This window comes from Acinetobacter sp. YH12039, from assembly GCF_013420015.1.
Classification (GTDB): Bacteria; Pseudomonadota; Gammaproteobacteria; order Pseudomonadales; family Moraxellaceae; genus Acinetobacter; species Acinetobacter amyesii.
Genome location: NZ_VOZA01000001.1, coordinates 75,165 through 97,623, shown reverse-complemented (window position 1 = coordinate 97,623; position 22,459 = coordinate 75,165). Strand labels below are relative to the sequence as shown.

The window sequence follows — 22,459 nt, the reverse complement described above, 5'->3', positions numbered from 1 at the left end:
ATTAATTTAAACGAATACTACGTGGCAAAGGAATTTTAAGGTTTTCAAAAATTTCTGGGCGCTGTTGATAGACTTGATATAAATAATTTTTAATATCTAACAGCATCTTTTCAGGCGCAACCAAAATATTTTGCCCTTCTGGGGTTAAATCTAAAGATACTGTAGTGCTCTCGCTGCGTAAAAACGGAATGACTTTTTCGATAAAGTCTTTTAATGAAATTTCCTGAATTTCATAATTGGACCAATTGTCTTTAATTAATAAACGTGCCAAACCACGGTTTTGCCAAATGGCGAAGGAACGTTGACCTGTAGGTGTCGCACAAAGTGCCCAACCATCTTGATATAACGCAATCACGCCACCTTGAGCGACCATATTTTCAATAAATTGTTTATAGGTTTCTTGAGGATTGTAATTTGTGGTTTGAGTTTTAGACGCTGCCTTGCGCTGATATGGATTTCTCATAGATCACATACAATATTAAAATTATTATAGAGCGGATTCTATGTAAATCAGAAAATTTAGGCAAGCTTTTGGATAAAGAAGTTTCTATAGAAGAATATGGTGGGCGCTGACGGGATCGAACCGCCGACATTCTGCTTGTAAGGCAGACGCTCTACCAACTGAGCTAAGCGCCCTGAGCGAAGAGTAACAAAGCGAAGCTTTGTCTGAGCGCAAGAGAAAAATCGAAGATTTTTCTAAAGGCATTCTCTTGAACAGAGATTTTTAAGATAAATGGCGCAGCGGACGGGACTCGAACCCGCGACCCCCGGCGTGACAGGCCGGTATTCTAACCAACTGAACTACCGCTGCATCACGTAGTTTCTTTCGAAACACAACCTATATCTTAAAAGATATGGTGGGCGCTGACGGGATCGAACCGCCGACATTCTGCTTGTAAGGCAGACGCTCTACCAACTGAGCTAAGCGCCCTTAAAGGGTACAACAATTATATTCTTTGAAATGGCGCAGCGGACGGGACTCGAACCCGCGACCCCCGGCGTGACAGGCCGGTATTCTAACCAACTGAACTACCGCTGCATCGCAAAAAATATGGTGGGCGCTGACGGGATCGAACCGCCGACATTCTGCTTGTAAGGCAGACGCTCTACCAACTGAGCTAAGCGCCCTCAAAAGATCTATCATGTAAATGGCGCAGCGGACGGGACTCGAACCCGCGACCCCCGGCGTGACAGGCCGGTATTCTAACCAACTGAACTACCGCTGCACTTACACAATGTCGCTATTGTGGTTCAAACGAATTAAGATTTAAAGTGGCGCAGCGGACGGGACTCGAACCCGCGACCCCCGGCGTGACAGGCCGGTATTCTAACCAACTGAACTACCGCTGCACTCTAAATATCTTAACGCTGAAAAGGTTTGGTGGGCGCTGACGGGATCGAACCGCCGACATTCTGCTTGTAAGGCAGACGCTCTACCAACTGAGCTAAGCGCCCTTTTCAAAACATGTTCATCGTTTGATGAGGTGCATTATAGAGAATCCTCACGGTCTGTCAAACGCTTTTCTAACTCTTTTCCACTTTTTCTGTTTGAGTGATTAAAAAATAAGTTATATTGCGGAAAAATCAGTATTTTTGAACATTTTTTAGCTATAAACCTGTAAATTTATTACTAAAAATATGACTTATATTCTGCATCATTCACATAAAAACAGTTTTTCGCGTGGACTCATAGCTAATCGTTCAGCGAACCGACGATTAATTCACCACACACACTGCATTCTAAAACACCCTAGTGTACAAAATACATTCAAACACGACTTTCTGTTGGTTTGCGAGCATTAGTCCTGACAAAAGTCCTGACAAAAAAACGCCTTTCAAACTCACTTTAATTTTTCAAATCTTAGTTTTGATGCCATGAACTTCGGTTTTCATGGCTTGTGCTTTTAACGACGTGTTCAATGTTCAGTGATGTAAACCAGCGCATTTAATGGAATCAATTGATAAAGTTCTACAACATCGCTGTTTCGCATGCGAATACAACCATGTGACATCGGTATACCCATAGGCTCGCGATCTGGTGTGCCATGAATATAAATATAACGTTTATAAGTATCACAGCCCTCACCTGCATTAAAGCCGGGTTCTAAACCACTGAGCCATAATATTCGAGATAAAATCCAATCCCGATCAGGGTGTGATGCAGCAAGTTGCTCGTCGTAAACCTCTCCGGTCCACTGACGTGCTTTAAAAACTGCATTTTGAGGTTGTTGTCCACCAAACTTTTCAGCGACTTGATGCCAGCCTCGTGGGGTCTTACCACTATTTTCCTGCTCACCAATGCCATTTTTACCCGATGAAATCAGGTAAAACTTATTCAGCTTCGGCAAAGTTAAAGTTTGATCTTTCAAGTTAATCAGGATATCGGCTTGATCTTGGGTATATTCAGACATGCTCTTGCTCTTTCTGCTTATCTTTATCTTCTTGTTTAGTCTGCGGCGATTGTTCAATAGTCCGCATCTGATTTGGCTCAGGTCGTGTCCATAACCAAATACCAACGATCAACATGGTTAAGTCCGTGAAAATCTTGACGGCAATCGGTGCAGAAGTAAAAAGCATAATCAGACCACTCACAAACATCATGATCGATGCAAACCATTTTGCTTTGCGGGGGACGGTGCCATTTTCGCGCCAAGCGCGTAGGGTTGGGCCGTATTTAGGATGATTCAATAACCAAGCATCCATTTGTGGCCAGCCTTTTGAAGCTGCCCATGCTGCTAATATTAAGAAGACTGTCGTGGGCATTCCCGGCAATAAAGCCCCTATAAAGCCTAAAATGACAAAGACAACCACTAAGCTTCGCCAAAACAACGTCTTCATACCGCTACCCTGAACTTTCAATTCAGGTAGTATAAGATGTTTTTAACAATTATCCGTTGTTATTCTGCATTATTCGAAAGGTTTCAATATGGCTGTAACCCCGACAACGTCGTCTTATTTTGAGCCATGGTTGCAATTTAAACAGCCCTTAGTTCGCCAATTGGCTTTCTGTATTGCTAGCCCAAATATTCTGCAGCAAATTCCCAATGAACTCGAAATCCGCTATCCCTTTCATTTTCATCCAAGCGAGCTTTGGCAAAAACATTTTGAAGCCTACCTTCCCCGTTTAAAACAACTCGAACAACACCCAAGTGCATTAGTAGAATTTTTACAAAAATTAAAAAGTACTCGCCTTGGTTTACGTTTCGAAATGTTTATATGGTTTTGGCTTCTCGATCACCCATACCATCCCTACCAGTTACTCGGACATAGCATTCAAAAAATTGACGGCCCTCGTACAGTAGGTGAACTCGATTTTGTTTTAAAAAATACCGAAAGTGATGAAGTTGAACATTGGGAAGTGGCTTTAAAATATTATCTAGCCGAGCGTGATTTTCAATTACCCTATTGGTATGGCTTAAATCGTAGTGATACTTTGGCTCGTAAGCTTAATCATTTCACCCAAAAACAATTCCAATTTGATGAAGCACTTGGGCAGCAAATTCAACAGCGCTATTGTGTTTTAAAAGGTCAATTATATTTACCTATTCAGCGTACCAACACATTGCCAAACTGGGTCAATCCTGCGCGCAGAATAGGTCAATGGGGACACGCTATTCCATCCACAAGTCAAGGCTATTATCGCTTACAACGACATGAATGGATCTGCGTGCAGCAGCAACCCACAAGTGAAACCGCTCATTGGTGGACAGATGGCCTGTATAAAAAAAGCAGTGATGAAAGCTATTATATGTATAGACAACCACGCTTGGTTTTACCGCAAATCACTTAAAATAACGGAAGGCGAAATTTGTAGTTTAGTAGAAATTACATTAATTTACTTAATCACCATAAAAACCACCTACTGTTTAATACGGCCATTTTTTAATCTAAATCTCACATCAGAATAATTTATTCCTCTAAAAATTATTCTTTCATAATGGAGAATACAGTCAATGAAAAAAATTCTAGCTGCATCACTTATGGTCGCTTTTATACTGACAGGTTGTAATACAGTAAAGGGTATGGGTCAAGACGTATCTAAAGCTGGAGATGCGGTAACCAATACTGCAGAGAAAACTTCAGAAGAAATTCGCCGCAATTAATTTATTTCCCAAGATTTTATAAAAGAGCCCTATTTTTTTAATAGGGTTTTTTACGTCTAAATTTCCCTTCGCTTGTTGATTCGCCTATTATATTGCGACATTTTTGACTTCTGTATTTAGCATGACCTCAACAGCAACTCTTGATCTCAGCCTAGAACTACTGCGCCAACCGTCGGTGACACCGATTGACCATACCTGCCAGAACATTATGGCGGATCGTTTAGCCAAAATTGGCTTTAACATTGAAAATATGCGTTTTGATGATGTAGATAATCTTTGGGCACGTAAAGGGACTGAAGCACCAGTATTTTGCTTTGCAGGTCATACGGATGTAGTACCTACGGGTAACTTGGATGCATGGGGTTCTGACCCATTTCTTCCTGAAATTCGCGACGGTAAACTGTATGGTCGTGGCAGCGCAGATATGAAAACCGCGTTGGCAGCTATGGTTGTTGCTTCAGAACGTTTTGTTGCAAAGCATCCAAATCATAAAGGTTCGATTGCATTTCTTATTACCTCTGACGAAGAGGGTCCTTCGATCAACGGGACTGTCAAAGTTGTTGAAACTTTAGAAGCGCGTAATGAAAAAATGACTTGGTGTTTGGTGGGTGAACCATCTAGCACCAACACACTTGGCGATATTGTTAAAAATGGTCGTCGTGGTTCGCTAAATGCGAATTTAACGGTTAAGGGTAAACAAGGGCACGTTGCTTACCCACATCTAGCGGTCAATCCAATCCATACAGCATCAAAGGCACTGGCTGAACTTTGCGATACCGTGTGGGATAATGGCAACGAATACTTCCCCGCAACATCTTTTCAAATTTCCAATATCAATGCCGGTACAGGCGCAACCAACGTTGTTCCGGGCACGATGAATTTACTCTTTAACTTCCGCTATTCAACAGAAGTGACGGCGGACGAACTCAAAGCACGCACCTTGGAAATTCTAGATCGTCATGGCGTTGAATATGATATCTCTTGGACCTTATCTGGTCTTCCATTCCTCACCCCTGTCGGTGAGTTAGTGAATGCCGCACGTGATGCCATTCGAGATGTTACAGGGACTGAAACAGAACTTTCGACCAGTGGTGGTACTTCTGATGGTCGATTCATTGCACCTACAGGTGCGCAGGTGCTTGAATTGGGTGTTTTAAATGCCACGATTCACCAAATCAATGAACACGTCAATGTGGCAGAACTGGAGCCACTTTCTGAAATTTACGAAAAGATTTTAGAAAACCTGTTGGCTTAAATATTCCCTGCATAGTCAAAAAAAAGGAACTCCATTGAGTTCCTTTTTTTATATCGCGTTTTGCAAATATTAAGCCGCTTGAAGCCCAATACTGTTTTGAATATTGGCTAAATTTGGAATATGAAATACCTGATCGGCCAGGCGTACATATTGGAAAATATTGGCGTCTTTCACAGCTTTTTCTTCATCAACCACTTCAGAAATACGCAGACGAATGGTTTTCGGCATTTCATTACACATCAGTGCAAAACGCTGTCCAACATCATCACCTTCAATCACCAAAGCCACGCCCTGATTTTTTGCAGGATCATTGACCGAGAAAACAGGCAATTTCAATTCATGCCATTCAACAAAAGGAACCTTGGTTGCACTATCGAGCGCTGAAAGCACAATATTTTGTGGCAACAACATTGGCTCTTTACCATGACAATCAATGATATACGCATCTATAAAACCGGTAGAAACCGTAATAAGATGTTGCAGTTCCTGTTGATCAATTTTATCGCTGACAACCTGAGAAACAGTATTTTGGCTCATAGATTACCCCTGCTTTTCTGCAATTAAAGCTTCAATATTGGCAAGCAATTCAGCTTCTTGGAATGGTTTACCCATATAGTGAGTCACACCTAAGCTAAATGCACGCTCACGATGTTTTTCACCTGTACGCGATGTAATCATAATGATTGGCAAGTCACGGTGAATGTCGTGGTGACGGACTAAGTTAGTCACTTCGAAACCATCCATACGTGGCATCTCAATATCAAGTAGCATCAAGTCTGGACGGACATTTTCAAGCTGTTCAATTGCATCCACACCATCTTTCGCTGTCACGATGTCATAACCTTGACGTTCAAGTAAGCGTGAAGTCACCTTACGTACTGTCACCGAGTCATCGACAATCATCACTAAACGACGCGCATTGGCTTGACGGCCCAAATCACGCTGCTCAGCTGAATGTTTAACACGCTGTGTAGTTTGAATTTGACGTGCAATATTTTGCCCATCCAAAATCAAACATACATGACCATCACCTAGAATCGTGGCACCTGCAATCGCGGCCACACTGGTAAATTGTTGACCAATTGGTTTCACCACGATTTGAGAACGTGAACCCACCAGCTGATCGACCAATAAAGCAATGGTTTGACCACTGTTGCCTTTAATTAACAGTACAGGCAATGAATGGCCGACATTATTTAAACGTGGAATTGGCTGATTACCCACAAACTCTGATAGATAACGTAGTTTGTAATTGGTATTGTCAATTTTAAACACGTCATCCTTACTATTGAAGTAAGTTTCAAGTGCCGTAGGTGTAATACGGACAATACGCTCAATTTGCGCTAATGAAATCGCATATTGCTGATCGCCAGCTTTCACCATCAAGGCATCGCTGACCGCTACCGTCGTTGGTACACGAATGGTAAAGGTTGTCCCTTTACCTAACTCAGACTCTACGGAAACATGACCACCCAAGGCTTTAATTTCACTTTGCACCACATCCAGACCAACGCCACGACCCGAAATTTGCGTTACCGCTTGTGCCGTTGAGAAACCTGGATGGAAGATCAATTGCAAGATTTCTTGTTTATCGAGGAACTGATCCGCTTTGATTAAACCAAGTTTTAAGGCTTTGTCTTTAATTTTGGTTTCATCAATCCCTTTACCATCATCACTGAAAGACACCAGTACATCAGTACCCTGACGACTAATGTTCAAGACGATGCTACCTACTTCTGGCTTTTTTAAAGCCAAACGGTCAGCAGTATCTTCTAAACCATGGTCGACCGCATTACGCAGCATATGTTCAAATGGTGTCACCAAACGCTCTAAGATCGTACGGTCCAATTCACCTTCTGTATTTTGAACAATCAATTCTGCAGGACGGTTCAAGGTCGAAGAGGTTTGACGCACAATACGTTGTAAACGTGGTAACAAACGATCAAATGGCACCAAACGGGTACGCATCAGACTTTCTTGAATTTCTGACTGAATACGTGATTGTTGTAATAACAGACCTTCCGCATCACGGATTTTTTCTGCCAAAGTACTCTTGAAGTCAACCAAATCCGACGCAGATTCGGCTAGAGATTTTGACAATTGGTTAATCGATGAATATTGGTCCATCTCCAATGGGTCGAAATCCGCATAGCGTGAATTTTCAGAACCATGTTTGGCAATAATTTGTGACTCAAGCTCACCATCCATTCGACGTAACTGGTCAGCAAGTCGCTTAATTGCTAACTCCATTTCATTCAAGGTATTGCCTAGCTGACCTAAGTCCATCTCAATACGTGAACGGTTAATCGAGTTTTCGCCTGATAAGTCAATCATCTTCTCGACGAGATCAGCCGAGATACGAATCATCTCATTACTGTTATCAGAAGAATTAGCTTCAGACCATTCACCCAACATAGATGGAGGTTCAACACCATCACCTTGAATAAATTCAAAGCCTTTACTGACAATACCTTGTTCTAATTCTGCAACACGGTTTGGCAATTGAACCGTAACATCCACATACTGAATGGATTCTAGGCTCAATTTGATGCTATCAAAATTACTATAGTCGTGGTTGAAGATCGCTTCTTTTAACCATGCCAACGTCGTTTTGAGTAAGCCGTCATATGCATTTGAGTTGAAATGATGAACCGCGAAATGCTCAAACGTCGTCTCAAGTTGATACGCAATTGCGGCAACAGGTTCATTTTCAACCATACGCGCACCACCCTTAATACTGTGGGCAGCACGTTGTAATTGAAGCAATACGTTACGGTCACTACGTTGTTCAGTCCATTGATTTAATAATTGAACGGCTTGTTCAAGAATTTCCTCAGACTCTTCAAGGAAGGTTTCTTCCATGACAGAACGTAGATCGTCATCTGGATGCTCAACATGTTCAGCAACCGCATGTTCAAGATGTTCAACAGCAGACTCAGTGTGAGCAGTCGTTTGAGCTTCAACCACTGCTTCTGCAGTGTCTTCAGCAACATCCATCGGCTCTGACACCGATACATCTGGTTCTACTGCTGTTTGTTCAGTTTCAGCAGAAATAGGGGCCGAAGCCAATGCAACAGCTTCTGAACGCTCTCCTGCCACAATTGACTGAATATTCTTGAGAATATCGATCACATTATTCGCTGGGTAGTCGATCCCTTGGTCACGAATGGTTTGAATACGATCTGAAATATCATCCTGCACTAAACGAATAATTTGAATTAACGCAGGCGTAATCGAAATTTGCTGACGAATAATGCGCTCATAAATCGACTCTAATTCATGCGAAATTAAACCCACATGAGACGCGGCAATCATATTTGCACCACCTTTTAGGGTATGCAAATAGCGCATTAAATTATTCAAAGCTGAAGTATTGGTCTGATCACGTGTCCAAGTACTGAGGTCTTGGTCAATCCCCACCAATAACTCTTCTGCCTCTTCAATAAAGATCCCTAAAAGATCTTCATCAAAGTCATTATTCGCATCAGCCGCTTGCATCTGTTGATGATCAAGTTGAATACGCTGACTTAATTGTGCAAAGTCTACTGCTGTTGTATTTGCAACAGCGGCTTTATCTTCTACTGTGGCAACAGGTTCAGCAACTACATGAGCTTCTGGTGTAGTCGTCGCTGCAACTGCTTCAATGTCTTGTTGAACAAATGCAGTCAGCTCATTTAAGAAACGCTGAACCTCTTCACTTAACACTACACGCTGACCCGCAGCTAAAGTGTCAAATAAGTGAATGAACTCTTGATGTGCTTGCGCAAATAACTCATAGCCATAATCAGCATGGAGCAATTCAGGCTTTTCAACTAAAGACTGATACGCTGCACACAGTTGAGTTGTGAAATCATGAATACCAACAGACGCACGATTATCTGTATGTTCGATCAACTCTAAAGCTTGCTGACTAAGCTGTTGAATATAGTCTGGGAATTCAGCAAGTGCACGTTTATCAAACTCAAATTCAGCATCTAATAACTGATCAATATTTAATTCGATTAGTTTAGAAACCAAACCTTGTGGATTATCTTCAGGCGCCAATTGATCTTGGCTAGCAAAACCATAATCATCCCAAGCGGCTTTGAAGGTTTCATAAATAGATGCAAGATTTGCCTTATCTCCTGAACGCAGCACGTGTAAATAATCACGAACAAATTCAGCATATTGAATCAATAAAGCAGTTTCTTTCGAGCTCGATACGATTTCGTCTTGCAATAAAGTTTTGAATAAATTTTCAACTTTTGAACTGGCTTCAAAAATCTCTTCGATTTGTGCCATCGACGAACTACCACGTAAGGTGTGTAGCGCGCGAATCAAGCCATTATAGTCTTGTGATTTACTGTCATCAGATTGGAGGAACTGATCAATCGTTTGTAGATGTTCTTCAGCTTCTTCAATAAAAATGCTCACTGTTTCTTCGACTAGTGATGCATCTGCATCCAATTGCTCAACAACAAATTCTGATTCAATGACCACATCAATCGTACTTTCAAGCACTTCTACAGGTGCTGTAGCTTCAACATCAGTCAGTTCTAAACCAGTGACACCATCTTCAGATTTTAATTGATCTGCCAGTTTTAATAATTCTTCGAGTGCAGGCTCAAGGCTGATATTTTGTTGTAATTGTTGCCCCATTAAAACCAATGGGCGTAAATCAACATCCAATTCGGCAACATTTTTAAACCGTGGATAGAGCTTATATTGATAAACATTTAAAACTGTTTGTGCAAACTTTTGAACGGTTGGCGTTAACTGTACTGAACCCGCAATGACACGGTTCAGCGTATCTTCAACTGCCCATGCAGTTTCACCCGCCGATTTTGCCCCGACCATACGACCCGAACCTTTCAGGGTATGGAAATGACGACGAATCGTCGTTAAAGTGTCTTTATCTTGTGGATTTTCCAACCAAGTTGTAAATAAACCCGCTAGTTCTTCAAAGATTTCTTCTATTTCTTCAACAAAAATCTCTAAAATTTCTGCATCTTGATCAAGATAACTATCTTCAGGAAGCGTAGTTGTTTCAACTAAATTTTTTAATATTTCTTTCATAGCTAAGGCTTCTTATGTTTTGCCACCAAGAAGGTTGCTCAAACTTAATTGTAACCATCACCTAAGACTTAACTGTGACGTTAAGTTCACCTTATCGATGTGTTATCTGTAATCGGTGCAGTACCCTAACCGTAGCTAAGGTACTGCAGGTTTGCGCCTGACTTACTCTGGGAGTTTAAAGTCAGATACAGATTCACGTAATGATTCAGCCATGTTCGCCAATTCAGATACCGAACGTGCAGTATCAAATGTTGCACTGGTGGTTTGCGAGGTAATTTCTTGTACAACGTTCATCGTTGTCGCAATATGACCTGCTGAAGCAGACTGAAGTTTTGCAGCATCCGAAATGTTTGCAATCAGTTTCGCCAAGTTACCCGATACAGACTGAATTTCATCCAGTGCTACGCCGGCATCCTTAGACAAGTTCGCACCACGTACAACTTCCGAAGTCGTTTGTTCCATTGAAATTACGGCTTCGTTAGTATCCGTTTGAATGGTTTTTACCAAGCCTTCAATCTGTTTGGTTGCAGACGCTGAACGTTCCGCAAGACGCTGTACCTCATCCGCTACCACGGCGAAACCACGACCTGCTTCACCCGCCATCGACGCCTGAATTGCTGCGTTTAATGCCAAGATGTTCGTTTGGTCGGCAATATCGTTAATCAGTGCGACAATGTTACCAATCTCTTGAGAAGACTCACCCAAACGTTTAATACGTTTTGAAGTTTCTTGAATCTGCTCACGAATCGTGTCCATACCTTCAATTGAACGGTTTACAACATCTGCACCGTTTGCAGCAATTTGTACTGAACGTTCTGCTACGACAGCTGATTCTTCAGCGTTCGAAGATACTTGGTCAATCGACATTGCCATTTCGTTAATCGCGGCAGATGCACCAGCAATCTCTTGCGCCTGATGCTCAGATGCTTCTGCAAGCTGGTTGGTAATACCCTGCGTATTCGCCGTATATTGTGCAACTTCTTGAGAAGTTTCTGTAATACGCGATACAAGGTCACGTAATTGGTCGATTGCGAAGTTAATCGAGTCGGCAATCGCACCCGTAAAGTCTTCAGATACCGTCGCATACGAACGTAAGTCACCGTCTGCAAGATCGGCAATTTCATCGAGTAAACGTAAAATCGCGTTCTGGTTACGGTCATATTCTTCTTGAAGACGGGTTACACGGAATTTATCCGATTGACCACGTAAAGAAAGAAGTTTGAACACACAGATCAAGAAGGCTGTTAAAGCAAGAATCAACAGTACCGCAGGTAAAATGGTTTTCAAGCCTGTGCTAGAAGACAATTGATTTAAGTTGTCCAACAATTTGTCTGACTCAGCAAAAATTTGTGAAGATGCTTTACGTACGTTCACAATTTGCGTTGAGTTTTTCAAAATTGTCGCAGCCGCTGATTTTAATACGTCATCATATTCAGCTTTAATACCTTCAAGTGACTCACGTAATTCAGGGCTTTCAATACGTTGTACACCAAGCTCTGTACTACCATCCAATTGAGCATTTAAGTACAAACCAAAGGTTTCAGTATCGGCACTAAAGTCATCTGCAGACTCACGTGAGCTATCAGAACCTGAAAGCACCGAACTGATCGAACGTAAAATACGTTCCGCAATTAATACTTGGTTTTTCGCAATTACCACCTGGTTCGAAGGCATGTCTTGACGTGCCATTTGGTCGACCATCAAGTTATATTCAGCCTGAATCCCCGGAATGGTTTCACCAATCGCGATGTTTGTGTCATATAACTTGTTAATGATTTTTTGTTGCGAAGTAATCAAGTCAATACTTTTTGAAACTTCAGCCCACTGCGTATCTACAGATTTCAGCGCATCGGTATTTGCATGAATATCTTTTACAGTTTCCAAGTTTTCTTTGAACGAATCTTGAGAAGCAATTAATTTTTTCATTGCATCTTCAGTACCTGAAGCTGTTGCTTCAGTTGCTTGACGCGAAATTGTTTGCGAAAGAAGACGGAGTTCACCCAAACTTTGCGTTAATTGGTTACCGCGAGGAACGCTATAGAATAGGTATAATAAAATGATCGTTGCCAGTACTAATGAACCAATCGCACCATAAATAAATGGTTTGGATTTTTCACTATCACCAAAAACTCGAGATAATTGATCTGTCTGTGATTGCAGTTTTGCCAGAAAAGCATTACCGCCTTTACGACCACTGGTGCTTTCACCCGTATTTTTCTTTTTAAGTTTAAAGCCCATTCAGCTTCTCCCCGATTACGCCTTCTTTCGTTCGTGCGCGACAATTAATTTATAAATTTTATAGATGCGTTCATGTATTTTGGATTTTGCAGTAAACGACTGAAGAGAAATACATTCCACTGCTGGTTATGCTGGTGGAAATACCCCTGACAATATTCCTGTAAATTTCGATCCAACTCATTATGTTTAGAAAAATAACTTTTCTTATTAAAGTGTTGAATACCCAAAACTTGATCGACTACCAAACCGACATAATGGTCATTATGACTAATACATAAAACTTTTTGAGTGGGTGAAAAACTACTTCGATGACCGGTTATATATTGTGCTAGGTCAGACAAAGAAAGTAAGCGTCCCCGAATATTGGCTAGTCCTATCACCCAAGGTTGGGTGTTGGGAACTGGCGTATATTTTGGTGGGTAGATCACTTCAGCTACTTCACCTAAAGGAGCAACGTAATATTGCCCCATCATCTCAAAAGCAATGCCTGACCATCGGTTTACTTCATTTTCAGTGGAAACGTAGTTCTTGTTTCCTCGTTTTGCGATTCGAAGTAATTCGATAAATCCATTTGCTGCCATAGAGCTTTATCCTGCATTGAGGTGTTGCTTAATCACATCAATTAATTGTTTTTCGTCTACAGGTTTAGTTAGATAATCAGAAGCACCTTGGCGTTTACCCCAAACACGGTCAGTTGCCTGATCTTTGGTACTTACAATGACAATCGGGATATGTTTGGTGGTCGCACCACGTGCAATTTGACGTGTTGCTTGGAATCCATTCACACCCGGCATTACCACATCCATCAAGACCAAATCAGGTAACTCAGCTTGAGCCATCGTCACCCCATCTGCCCCATTTGAAGCTTCAATCACTTCAAATCCGTGTTTACCTAAAATTTCTTTAAAACGGAATGTTTCTGTTGGTGAATCATCAACGATTAGGATACGTGCCATGCTTTTTCCCCAAAAAATAAAAAATCTAATTAAGCCGTAACGTGATTACGGATTGCATTCAGCAATTCATCTTTACTGAATGGCTTAGTCAAGTATTCATCCGAACCTACAACACGACCCTTCGCCTGATCAAATAAACCATCTTTACTTGAAAGCATAATCACAGGAATATTTTGATAATTTTGAGAGTTTTTAATCAGGGCACAAGTTTGATAGCCATCAAGACGTGGCATCATTATATCGACAAATACGATATCTGGATTCGCATCTGCAATTTTTGAAAGTGCTTCAAAACCATCTACAGCAGTGACTACTTCACATCCTTCACGCTGAAGCAGCGTTTCGGCCGTACGACGAATGGTTTTTGAATCATCAATTACCATGACTTTTAGATTTTGGAATTTATCGTCCATTTATTGACCCTACCCATTGAGGATGTACAAACAATTAAGTTAGCAGCATTATTATTTACAAGTTGTGAACATTTTTAACATATCTTTACTTGCGTTTTCAATGAACATTTTCTGCGCAAACACACAAGATTTCTTGTTTTTATTAACTGCTTCACACTTTCCGATGACCAACGATTTTTTTTTAACTTGGAATAGTATTTAATTGTCTTAATTAAGCATATTATAGCAAGATTATTACTTTAAAATAAGTAATTTAGTCAACTTTAAACTGGGGAGTACAAGGTTGAGTCCGCTTACAAAAAAAATTCACTTGATTGGCCTTAAACATTTCTCAAAAAAAATCATTCTGACGACTTGTTTACTGGCTTATACCCCGCTTTTATTTGCTGCACCAACCAATACGCAGCAACCACAAAAGGCGACTTGGTATCGTTACTATGACAGTAAAGGTGTAGCAAACATCAGTACCAATGTGACACCAAATCACATCCGCTATGGTTATGAAGCACTTGATCAAAATATGCAAGTGATTAAACGTAACCGCCCCTACAATGCTGAAGCTGATGTTAGACAAGCTCCTCAGCGTGCTGCCCAAGCACGTCAGCAAGCATCAGATATCAAACTTAAAAAAGCCTATACCAATAGCCGAACTGCGGCCATCAAAAAGCGTGATGCACTGACTGGTATACGTAAACAGATCGTGTCTGAACAAGAACAATTAAAACAATTACAAAATGATCGTGTATTATTTGTTCGCCAAGAACGTGAACATTTTCGAAAAGGTGAAACCGTTCCGGCAAAATTAAAAACAATGTTGGATAATAATCAAAAAAATATGGTAGCGAAAAAAGAATACATTCAATCGTTACAAACTCGCTATCGAAATACAGAAGCTGAATACGACAGAATTATTACGCGTTTAAAAGCGATGGAATAAACTTGTTATTCAATTGCTTTTGTAGACCGCTGATATAAGGACCATTATGCACTCTGCACAGCAATCATCCCCATTTTTAAAGCTTAGCCTGCTTTGCATAAGCCTGGCTTTGGCTGCATGTCAAAAAGAAGATCCGCAGAAAAGTGTTAAACCAGAAAATAAGATTGAATTGATTCAACAAGATCTGGTGACGATCGAACAAGGCAACGCCATTTCAAAAACGGCCTTTACTGGTACCATTCGGGCGGTCAATCAGAGCAGTATTCAAGCCCAAGTCACTGCGACTGCAACCAATGTGAATGCAGAGGTCGGACAACGTGTCAGCAAAGGCCAAGTGTTGGTGCGTTTAAATAATCAAGACAATGCCGCACGTCTTGCTCAATCACAAGCAAACCTTGCATCCACACAAGCTCAAGCCAATCAAGCTAAACTGATGATGGACCGTAAACAGCGTTTGCTGAATCAAGGCTTTATTTCCAAAGTAGAGTTTGAACAAAGTCGTGTCGATTACCAAGCTCAAATGGAAAATGTTCGCGCTCAACAAGCCAATGTCGATATTGCACGTAAAGCCAATCAAGACGGCACCATTTATAGCCCTATCCAAGGCGTGATTACCAAACGTGATGTTGAACCGGGACAAACGGTTGCTGCCGGACAAACCCTTTTTGAAATCGTCAATCCAGACCAATTAGAAATTCAAGCCAAATTACCAAGTGATCAGCAAGCTGCACTGAAAATTGGACAAAAGATTGAATATAGCATCCAAGGTAATAGCAATTTACTCACAGCACAAATCAGCCGGATTTCACCAATTGCCGATCAGGCTAGTCGTCAAATTGAATTTTTTGCAGCCCCAAATGAAACTATTACTTCATTAAGTATTGGTGCTTTTGTCGAAGGCCACATCTTAGGCACGGATAATATTTCAGGCCAAAAAATTCCACTCGACACCATTCAAAGTCTAAAAGATAAACCTTACGTCTGGGTCATTCGTCAAAATAAAATTGCCAAAGTACCTGTACAAATTTTGAATCAGAGTTATAGCAATAACACCGCGATTGTTCAGGGCTTACAAAATAGTGATCTGATCAGCCGAATTAAATTTAATGATTCAGATATCAAACAAGATGTAAGTATCAGCCAAAATTAAAAGAATAAGGCAGGACAGTTGTTATGTGGTTAACCCGAATTAGTGTGAAATATCCTGTTTTCACTATCATGATGATGTTCTGTCTGATGGTACTAGGACTCGCATCTTGGCAACGTATGGGTGTTGAAGAGTTTCCTGATATCGACTTCCCTTTTGTTGTTGTCTACACCAACTATCCGGGTGCTTCTCCTGAGTCTGTCGAATCTGAAATCACCAAGAAACTTGAAGATCAGATCAATACCATTTCAGGCCTCAAGCAAGTCATTTCTCAATCCAGTGAAGGTTTATCCACGGTTATTGTCGAATTTAATCTAGATGTCTCGTCCTCTGTAGCTGCACAGGATATTCGAGATAAAATTGCACCAGTAACCGCACAATTTCGTGATGAAATTGATGACCCCATCGTAGAACGTTATGACCCTACTGCCAGTGCGATTATGTCGATTGTTTTTGAATCGAAGGACATGTCTTTACGTGATTTGAGTTCCTATCTGAATCAACGGATTGTGCCCCAGCTTAGAACGGTTCCCGGTGTCGGTACGGTCAATTTATTGGGTGATGCACAGCGTCAAATTCGTATTCAAGTAAATCCGCAAAAATTACAAAGTTTCGGGATTGGGATAGACCAAGTTATAAACACCCTAAAATCTGAAAATATTGAAGTTCCAGGGGGGACTTTAAAACAAAAGAACTCAGAATTGGTGGTCGAAATTAAATCTCGGGTTATTCACCCAAACTCATTCGGTGATTTAGTGGTTGCCAATAAAAATGGCGCGCCGATTTATCTCAAACAAATTGCCGAAATAGAAGATAGCCAAGCTGAAATGGAGTCGAGTGCTTATCTGAATGGTAAAACAGCCGTCGCTGTCGACATTCTGAGAAGTTCGGACTCTAATGTGATTGAGGTTGTTGATAATACCCGTAAAACCTTAAGTAAAATTCAACAGCAATTGCCGCAGGGCACGACCGCAGAAATTGTGGTTGATTCATCTAAAGGTATTCGTGGCAGCATTAAAGATGTGGCACGTACCATAATTGAAGGTGCTGTACTTGCGGTATTCATTGTATTGTTATTTCTCGGCTCATTTCGTTCGACAGCCATTACAGGTTTAACCCTACCGATTTCGCTACTGGGCACCCTCACCTTTGTTTGGATTTTTGGTTTTACCATCAACATGATGACCCTACTGGCTCTCTCGCTGAGTATCGGTCTCCTGATTGATGATGCCATTGTGGTCCGTGAAAATATTGTCCGCCATGCCGATATGGGCAAGGACCACGTCACCGCAGCACTCGACGGCACGAAAGAAATTGGTTTAGCTGTATTGGCCACGACCTTGACCATTGTCGCGGTATTTTTACCTGTGGCATTTATGGGCGGTATTATTGGGCGGTTCTTCTATCAATTTGGTGTAACCGTCAGTACTGCTGTACTGATTTCAATGTTTGTGAGTTTCACCCTTGACCCGATGTTGTCTGCTCACTGGGCAGAGCGCCACGATCCTAATAAAAAGCCGGGAAAAATCAAATGCTTCTTTAACTGGATTTCGGGCAAACTCGACAACTTAAGCCATCATTATGAAAAATTACTCAAGCTTGCTTTAAAGTTCCGTCTCATCACCCTTTTAATCGCCGTTGCATCATTATTTGGTGCATTGGGTTTATCCAAACTGATCGGAACCGAATTTGTACCGGTACCAGACAAAGGTGAAATTCGGATCAAATTTGAAACACCCGTTGATGCAACCCTTGAATATTCACAGGCGAAGCTTAAGCAAGTAGATCGTATCATTCGCCAGCATCCAGAAGTCAAAGCCACTTATGGTGCCATTAATAGTGCTACTGACCGCGGCAAAAACCATGCCAGCATTCGTGTCACCGTTTCACCACGTACGGAGCGTAGTCAAACCTTAACGGATCTCAACAATGAATTCCGTACACGTTTAAAACATGTGGCAGGAATTACTATTACCTCGATTGCCTCAGCTGATGAAACAGTTTCGGGCGGTCAAAAGCCGGTCATGATCTCGATTAAAGGCCCCGACTTGGATGAGTTACAACGCATATCTGACCGCTTCATGAAAGAAATTTCGAAAGTCGACGGTATTGTCGACTTAGAAAGCTCACTCAAAGAACCTAAACCGACGCTAGGTGTACATATCAATCGCGTTTTAGCCAGTGATTTAGGTTTATCCGTCAATCAGATCGCCAATGTGTTACGCCCTCTTCTTGCGGGGGATAATGTAACAACGTGGAAGGATGATAAAGGCGAAACCTATGATGTAAATTTAAGACTCACTGAAGATCAGCGTCGACTGCCAACTGACATTCAAAGCATGTACATCACATCACAAAAAACCGATGCTGCAGGCTTACCTATTTTAGTTCCATTGGCAAGTGTGGCAAGCTTTGAAGAAACACTTGGTGCTTCACAAATTAACCGTCGTGATCTGGCACGTGAAGTAATGGTTGAAGCCAACACAGCAGGACGTCCTGCGGGTGATATTGGTGCCGAAATCAATGAGATAGAGAAAAACTTCGACTTGCCACCGGGTTATAGTTTTGTCACGCAAGGTGCCAATAAAGATATGGCTGAGTCTGCGGGTTATGCAATGACAGCGATTACCCTCTCTATTGTATTTATTTATATTGTTTTGGGTTCACAATTTAATAGCTTCATTCACCCTGCAGCCATTATGGCTTCATTACCCTTATCATTGATTGGGGTTTTCTTAGCCCTATTCTTATTTAATTCAACCATGAACCTCTTTTCCATTATCGGGATTATTATGCTCATGGGCTTGGTGACAAAGAACGCAATTCTACTCATCGACTTTATTAAAAAAGCCATGGATCATGGTGTAGATCGTTATGACGCAATTATTGAAGCAGGTAAAACCCGTTTACGCCCCATTTTAATGACCACCAGTGCAATGGTGATGGGTATGGTTCCGCTTGCACTTGGTCTAGGTGAAGGCGGTGAACAAAGCGCGCCAATGGCACATGCCGTGATTGGCGGAGTGATTACTTCTACCTTACTGACACTCGTGGTTGTTCCAGTGATTTTTACCTATTTGGATGATTTCCGAAACTTCCTTGCACGTCAGGCCAAAAAAATCATGTCATAATGACAAAATCTAAAATGAGGTGACTTTGGAAAATGTTCACCTCATTTTTTATTGTATACTCTCCACTTTAACGCTTAATTTTTTAGGACAGTTTCCATGCGCGCGAGTCGCTTTTTATTTGCAACGTTAAGAGAAACCCCAAACGATGCTGAAGTTATTTCACATCAGCTTATGCTTCGTGCCGGGATGATTCGTAAATTGGCTTCAGGTTTATACACTTGGCTGCCGATGGGCGTTCGCGTATTAAATAAAGTTGAAGCGATTATCCGCGAAGAGATGGATCGTGCTGGTTCACTTCAAGTCCTGATGCCTGTCACTCAACCCGCATCTTTATGGGAAGAATCAGGTCGTTTCGTACAATATGGTCCAGAACTTTTACGTTTTAAAGACCGTCATAACAATGACTTTGTACTTGGCCCTACACATGAAGAAGTGATTACAGATCTTGCTCGCAATGAATTGAAAAGCTATAAGCAATTGCCTGCAAACTTCTACCAAGTACAAACCAAATTCCGTGACGAAATCCGCCCTCGTTTCGGTGTGATGCGTTCACGTGAATTCATCATGAAAGATGCCTATTCTTTCCATGTTGACCAAGCTTCTTTACAAGAAACCTATGACAAGATGTATGCAGCTTATTGCAAAATTTTCACTCGTTTAGGTTTAAATTTCCGTCCAGTTCAAGCGGATACAGGTTCAATTGGTGGTTCTGGTTCACACGAATTCCACGTCCTTGCGTCTAGCGGTGAAGATGACATCGCATTCTCTACAGAGTCAGATTATGCTGCTAACGTAGAAATGGCGGAAGCAGTATTAGTAGGTGAACGTGCTGCTCCAACTAAAGCACTTGAAATTGTTGATACACCAAATCAAAAAACCATTGCTGAGGTTTCTGAATTCCTTAAATCAGACCCTACTCAATCTGTCAAAGCATTATTGGTTCAAGGTGTTGCTGAAGAAGGTAAAGCTGCACCAGTGGTTGCCTTATTCCTACGTGGTGACCATGAACTGAATGAAATTAAAGCAGAAAAACACCCATTAATTGCTGCTCCATTAACTTTTGCAACTGAAGCACAATTAGCTGACTTAGGCTTAACTGCTGGTTTCTGTGGCCCTCAAGGCTTAACCGAAAAAGGCATTACCGTTATTGTTGACCGTGCAGCGTCTGTACTTTCAGACTTTGTTGCTGGTGCAAACCAAGTTGATAAACATGCTGTAGGTGTAAACTGGGAACGTGATGCACAATACACCGAAGTTTATGACCTGCGTAATGTTGTTGAAGGTGACCCTTCTCCAGATGGTCGAGGTACAATCTTGATTAAACGTGGTATCGAAGTTGGTCATATCTTCCAGTTGGGTCAAAAATACTCTGAAGCGCTTGGCTGCAAAGTTTTAGGTGAAGATGGCAAACCTCTCGTTGTGACTATGGGTTGCTACGGTATTGGTGTAACTCGTGTTGTTGCTTCTGCGATTGAACAAAACTTCGATGACAAAGGTATTATTTGGCCGTCTGCAATTGCTCCTTTCGAAGTTGCTATCGTGCCAATGAATGCACATAAGTCACCACGTACAATGGAAGCAGCTGAAGCACTGTATGCAGAATTAACTGCTGCTGGTTATGATGTTCTTCTTGATGATCGTAATGAGCGTCCTGGTGTTAAATTCTCTGATATCGAGTTAACAGGTATTCCACACCGTATCGTTATTGGTGAGAAAGGTTTGGATGCTGGTACATTTGAGTACAAAGGTCGCCGTGATGAAGAATCAAGCAACCTCAGTAAAGAAGACCTTTTAGCGAAAATTGCAAAATAATTTGCGCTAAATATAAAAAAATCCCGCTAAGTGCGGGATTTTTTTATATTAAATACTTTAAGCCTTAACAGAATTTCAGCCCGCCGAAGCAGTTAGAACGAAACTCCTGTCCAGAAAGTTTTAAATTGTTTAATGGGAAATCAATTAATGACGGGTTTTTAATTTCTTTAACATCTAAAGCCGAACCTGCAACACAACCAAAGATTAAATCTCCACAATTACGAACATTGGTACTTAAGTCATGGTTAATTCCAGCGATCGTTTGTTTCAACACTTCATCCGTAATCGCCACTTTATCTGAAGGTGTAATACTCCCCAAATCGACCTCATCTTCCATCGCCAACCACCAACCTCTTTCTGCTGCAACTGCAGCACCAGGCCAGAGTATTTTTTGAGCTTGTAAGGATAACGAAGCAGGGTTATTTAGATAAAGTGCATGGATCAAACCTAAACTTTGATTTACCGTAATATCGGTTTGTAGTCCAGTAAGATAGCCTGTTACGTCTTTATTCAAATTAATATTTAACCCAAGTAGAGAGATCTGAGCTTCTAATGGACCACTAAAATCTAGACGATCAACTGTACCTGTGCCTTTTAATACCGCAATATTATCCTTAATTCTATTCCCGCTCACGACAGTGGCTGGAATTGTAAAAGGTGCTGTGGTTGATTTTAAATTAAAAGAATAATTATCTGATTTGTAGTGAAGCGGTAGATCAACTTCAGCACCAAATAATGTCCCCTTAACTGCCCCTTCAATGTATTGCTGCGTAGAAGCATAGTCCATCACACGCTCGGCAGTTGTTGCAACACCCGCAGACGCTTTGGTTTTCATATACCCACTAAAGGTGTTGATACCATTGGGTGTATTACTATTTTCTGTACCTAATGTCATTAACCCAGAAATTTTTTCAGCGCTCAGACGAAAGCCCATCACTTCACGAGTTGCAGCTGATTTGGGATCTTTAATTGCAATTTCGATAAAAGGATTGGTCAACAAAGCAGAAGTTGCCGCACGTTCATCAGACGTATAATTGCTATTTACAGGCAATCCACTCAATGAAATATGATCGATATCAATATCACAAGCCCCTGAGCCATTTGCACCACCACAACCCAATTGCAGCTTTTTAATATTGGCATTGAGCTCCATTTCAGCTTCTAAACCAAGCTTATAAAAGCCGACATTGGATTGGTCTACGGCTTGTCCACTCTCATCCACAGAATTATACCCCTGCGTATATTCCATGGAGAGTAATGCTTGACCATCAACTTTTGATAAGCTTTCATCATCTAAAGCCATCATTGCATGAGATAAGCTACTCATCGCAAATGTCGAGAAGATCAAACCTCTGATTAACTTCTTTTTCATAACAAATTCCCTGTTCGTTATTTTATTTATTTGTTATTGA

General features: G+C 41.3%; 17 protein-coding genes and 8 tRNA genes. 7 read left to right on the top strand and 18 right to left on the bottom strand.

The genetic code is table 11. The features are described from left to right. Position 1: 1 nt before the first annotated feature. The 11 genes from FTT98_RS00480 to FTT98_RS00430 all read right to left on the bottom strand — a co-directional run bounded on the left by FTT98_RS00480 (position 2) and on the right by FTT98_RS00430 (position 2,838). A complete protein-coding gene (locus FTT98_RS00480) occupies positions 2–463 on the bottom strand; it encodes a DUF2750 domain-containing protein (protein WP_078191441.1) in 462 nt (153 codons plus the stop codon). A 97-nt stretch (positions 464–560) separates the two neighbouring features. Then, positions 561–636, bottom strand: a tRNA-Val gene (locus tag FTT98_RS00475). A 98-nt stretch (positions 637–734) separates the two neighbouring features. Then, positions 735–811: transfer RNA gene (locus tag FTT98_RS00470), tRNA-Asp, on the bottom strand. A gap of 44 nt (positions 812–855) precedes the next feature. After that, positions 856–931, bottom strand: a tRNA-Val gene (locus FTT98_RS00465). 31 nt (positions 932–962) lie between these two features. Next, positions 963–1,039 (bottom strand) — tRNA-Asp (locus FTT98_RS00460). Between the two features lie 13 nt (positions 1,040–1,052). Next, positions 1,053–1,128 (bottom strand) — tRNA-Val (locus FTT98_RS00455). A gap of 21 nt (positions 1,129–1,149) precedes the next feature. Next, positions 1,150–1,226 (bottom strand) — tRNA-Asp (locus FTT98_RS00450). A 47-nt stretch (positions 1,227–1,273) separates the two neighbouring features. Next, positions 1,274–1,350: transfer RNA gene (locus tag FTT98_RS00445), tRNA-Asp, on the bottom strand. 29 nt (positions 1,351–1,379) lie between these two features. Then, positions 1,380–1,455: transfer RNA gene (locus tag FTT98_RS00440), tRNA-Val, on the bottom strand. Positions 1,456–1,916: 461 nt separating this feature from the next. Next, positions 1,917–2,411, bottom strand: coding sequence for a cell wall-recycling L,D-carboxypeptidase ElsL (gene elsL, locus FTT98_RS00435; protein WP_180039709.1), 495 nt, complete (start codon positions 2,409–2,411; stop codon positions 1,917–1,919). Next, on the bottom strand, positions 2,404–2,838 hold the full coding sequence (locus FTT98_RS00430) for a YbaN family protein (RefSeq protein ID WP_180039707.1): 435 nt from the start codon (positions 2,836–2,838) through the stop codon (positions 2,404–2,406). The genes elsL and FTT98_RS00430 overlap by 8 nt, the downstream gene beginning before the upstream one ends. Positions 2,839–2,926: 88 nt before the next feature. Between FTT98_RS00430 and FTT98_RS00425 the strand changes: the two genes are divergently transcribed. The 3 genes from FTT98_RS00425 to dapE all read left to right on the top strand — a co-directional run bounded on the left by FTT98_RS00425 (position 2,927) and on the right by dapE (position 5,358). Then, positions 2,927–3,790: a DUF1853 family protein gene (locus FTT98_RS00425; RefSeq protein WP_180039705.1), complete on the top strand. Its 864-nt coding sequence runs from the start codon at positions 2,927–2,929 to the stop codon at positions 3,788–3,790. 163 nt (positions 3,791–3,953) lie between these two features. Then, a complete protein-coding gene (locus FTT98_RS00420; RefSeq protein ID WP_180004989.1) occupies positions 3,954–4,103 on the top strand; it encodes an entericidin A/B family lipoprotein in 150 nt (49 codons plus the stop codon). Positions 4,104–4,224: 121 nt separating this feature from the next. Beyond that, complete coding sequence (gene dapE, locus FTT98_RS00415) at positions 4,225–5,358, top strand: succinyl-diaminopimelate desuccinylase (protein WP_180039703.1); 1,134 nt, start codon at positions 4,225–4,227, stop codon at positions 5,356–5,358. Between the two features lie 69 nt (positions 5,359–5,427). Here dapE and FTT98_RS00410 read toward each other — a convergent pair whose 3' ends face one another. The 6 genes from FTT98_RS00410 to pilG form a co-directional block, all read right to left on the bottom strand. Further along, on the bottom strand, positions 5,428–5,895 hold the full coding sequence (locus FTT98_RS00410) for a hypothetical protein (RefSeq protein WP_180039701.1): 468 nt from the start codon (positions 5,893–5,895) through the stop codon (positions 5,428–5,430). A gap of 3 nt (positions 5,896–5,898) precedes the next feature. Beyond that, positions 5,899–10,413 carry an Hpt domain-containing protein gene (locus FTT98_RS00405; protein ID WP_180039699.1) on the bottom strand — a complete coding sequence of 1,505 codons (4,515 nt, stop codon included), beginning with the start codon at positions 10,411–10,413 and terminating at the stop codon, positions 5,899–5,901. 162 nt (positions 10,414–10,575) lie between these two features. Further along, positions 10,576–12,651, bottom strand: a complete 2,076-nt coding sequence (locus tag FTT98_RS00400) for a methyl-accepting chemotaxis protein (RefSeq protein WP_180039697.1) — start codon at positions 12,649–12,651, stop codon at positions 10,576–10,578. A 44-nt stretch (positions 12,652–12,695) separates the two neighbouring features. Continuing rightward, the gene (locus FTT98_RS00395; protein WP_180007529.1) at positions 12,696–13,232 is read right to left on the bottom strand and encodes a chemotaxis protein CheW; all 537 of its coding nucleotides are present in this window, start codon (positions 13,230–13,232) and stop codon (positions 12,696–12,698) included. 6 nt (positions 13,233–13,238) lie between these two features. Further along, positions 13,239–13,607, bottom strand: a complete 369-nt coding sequence (locus FTT98_RS00390) for a response regulator (RefSeq protein WP_078191059.1) — start codon at positions 13,605–13,607, stop codon at positions 13,239–13,241. A gap of 29 nt (positions 13,608–13,636) precedes the next feature. Beyond that, on the bottom strand, positions 13,637–14,020 hold the full coding sequence (pilG, locus tag FTT98_RS00385) for a twitching motility response regulator PilG (RefSeq protein ID WP_078191060.1): 384 nt from the start codon (positions 14,018–14,020) through the stop codon (positions 13,637–13,639). Positions 14,021–14,363: 343 nt separating this feature from the next. Between pilG and FTT98_RS00380 the strand changes: the two genes are divergently transcribed. The 4 genes from FTT98_RS00380 to FTT98_RS00365 all read left to right on the top strand — a co-directional run bounded on the left by FTT98_RS00380 (position 14,364) and on the right by FTT98_RS00365 (position 21,047). Further along, the gene (locus FTT98_RS00380; protein ID WP_373685107.1) at positions 14,364–14,957 is read left to right on the top strand and encodes a hypothetical protein; all 594 of its coding nucleotides are present in this window, start codon (positions 14,364–14,366) and stop codon (positions 14,955–14,957) included. A gap of 46 nt (positions 14,958–15,003) precedes the next feature. Continuing rightward, a complete protein-coding gene (locus FTT98_RS00375) occupies positions 15,004–16,107 on the top strand; it encodes an efflux RND transporter periplasmic adaptor subunit (protein WP_180021272.1) in 1,104 nt (367 codons plus the stop codon). 23 nt (positions 16,108–16,130) lie between these two features. Then, a complete protein-coding gene (locus FTT98_RS00370) occupies positions 16,131–19,235 on the top strand; it encodes an efflux RND transporter permease subunit (protein ID WP_180039695.1) in 3,105 nt (1,034 codons plus the stop codon). A 96-nt stretch (positions 19,236–19,331) separates the two neighbouring features. After that, a complete protein-coding gene (locus FTT98_RS00365; protein ID WP_180039693.1) occupies positions 19,332–21,047 on the top strand; it encodes a proline--tRNA ligase in 1,716 nt (571 codons plus the stop codon). 64 nt (positions 21,048–21,111) lie between these two features. Here the strand turns inward: FTT98_RS00365 and FTT98_RS00360 are convergent, their stop codons facing one another. After that, positions 21,112–22,419: a hypothetical protein gene (locus FTT98_RS00360; RefSeq protein ID WP_180009837.1), complete on the bottom strand. Its 1,308-nt coding sequence runs from the start codon at positions 22,417–22,419 to the stop codon at positions 21,112–21,114. Positions 22,420–22,459: the final 40 nt, after the last annotated feature.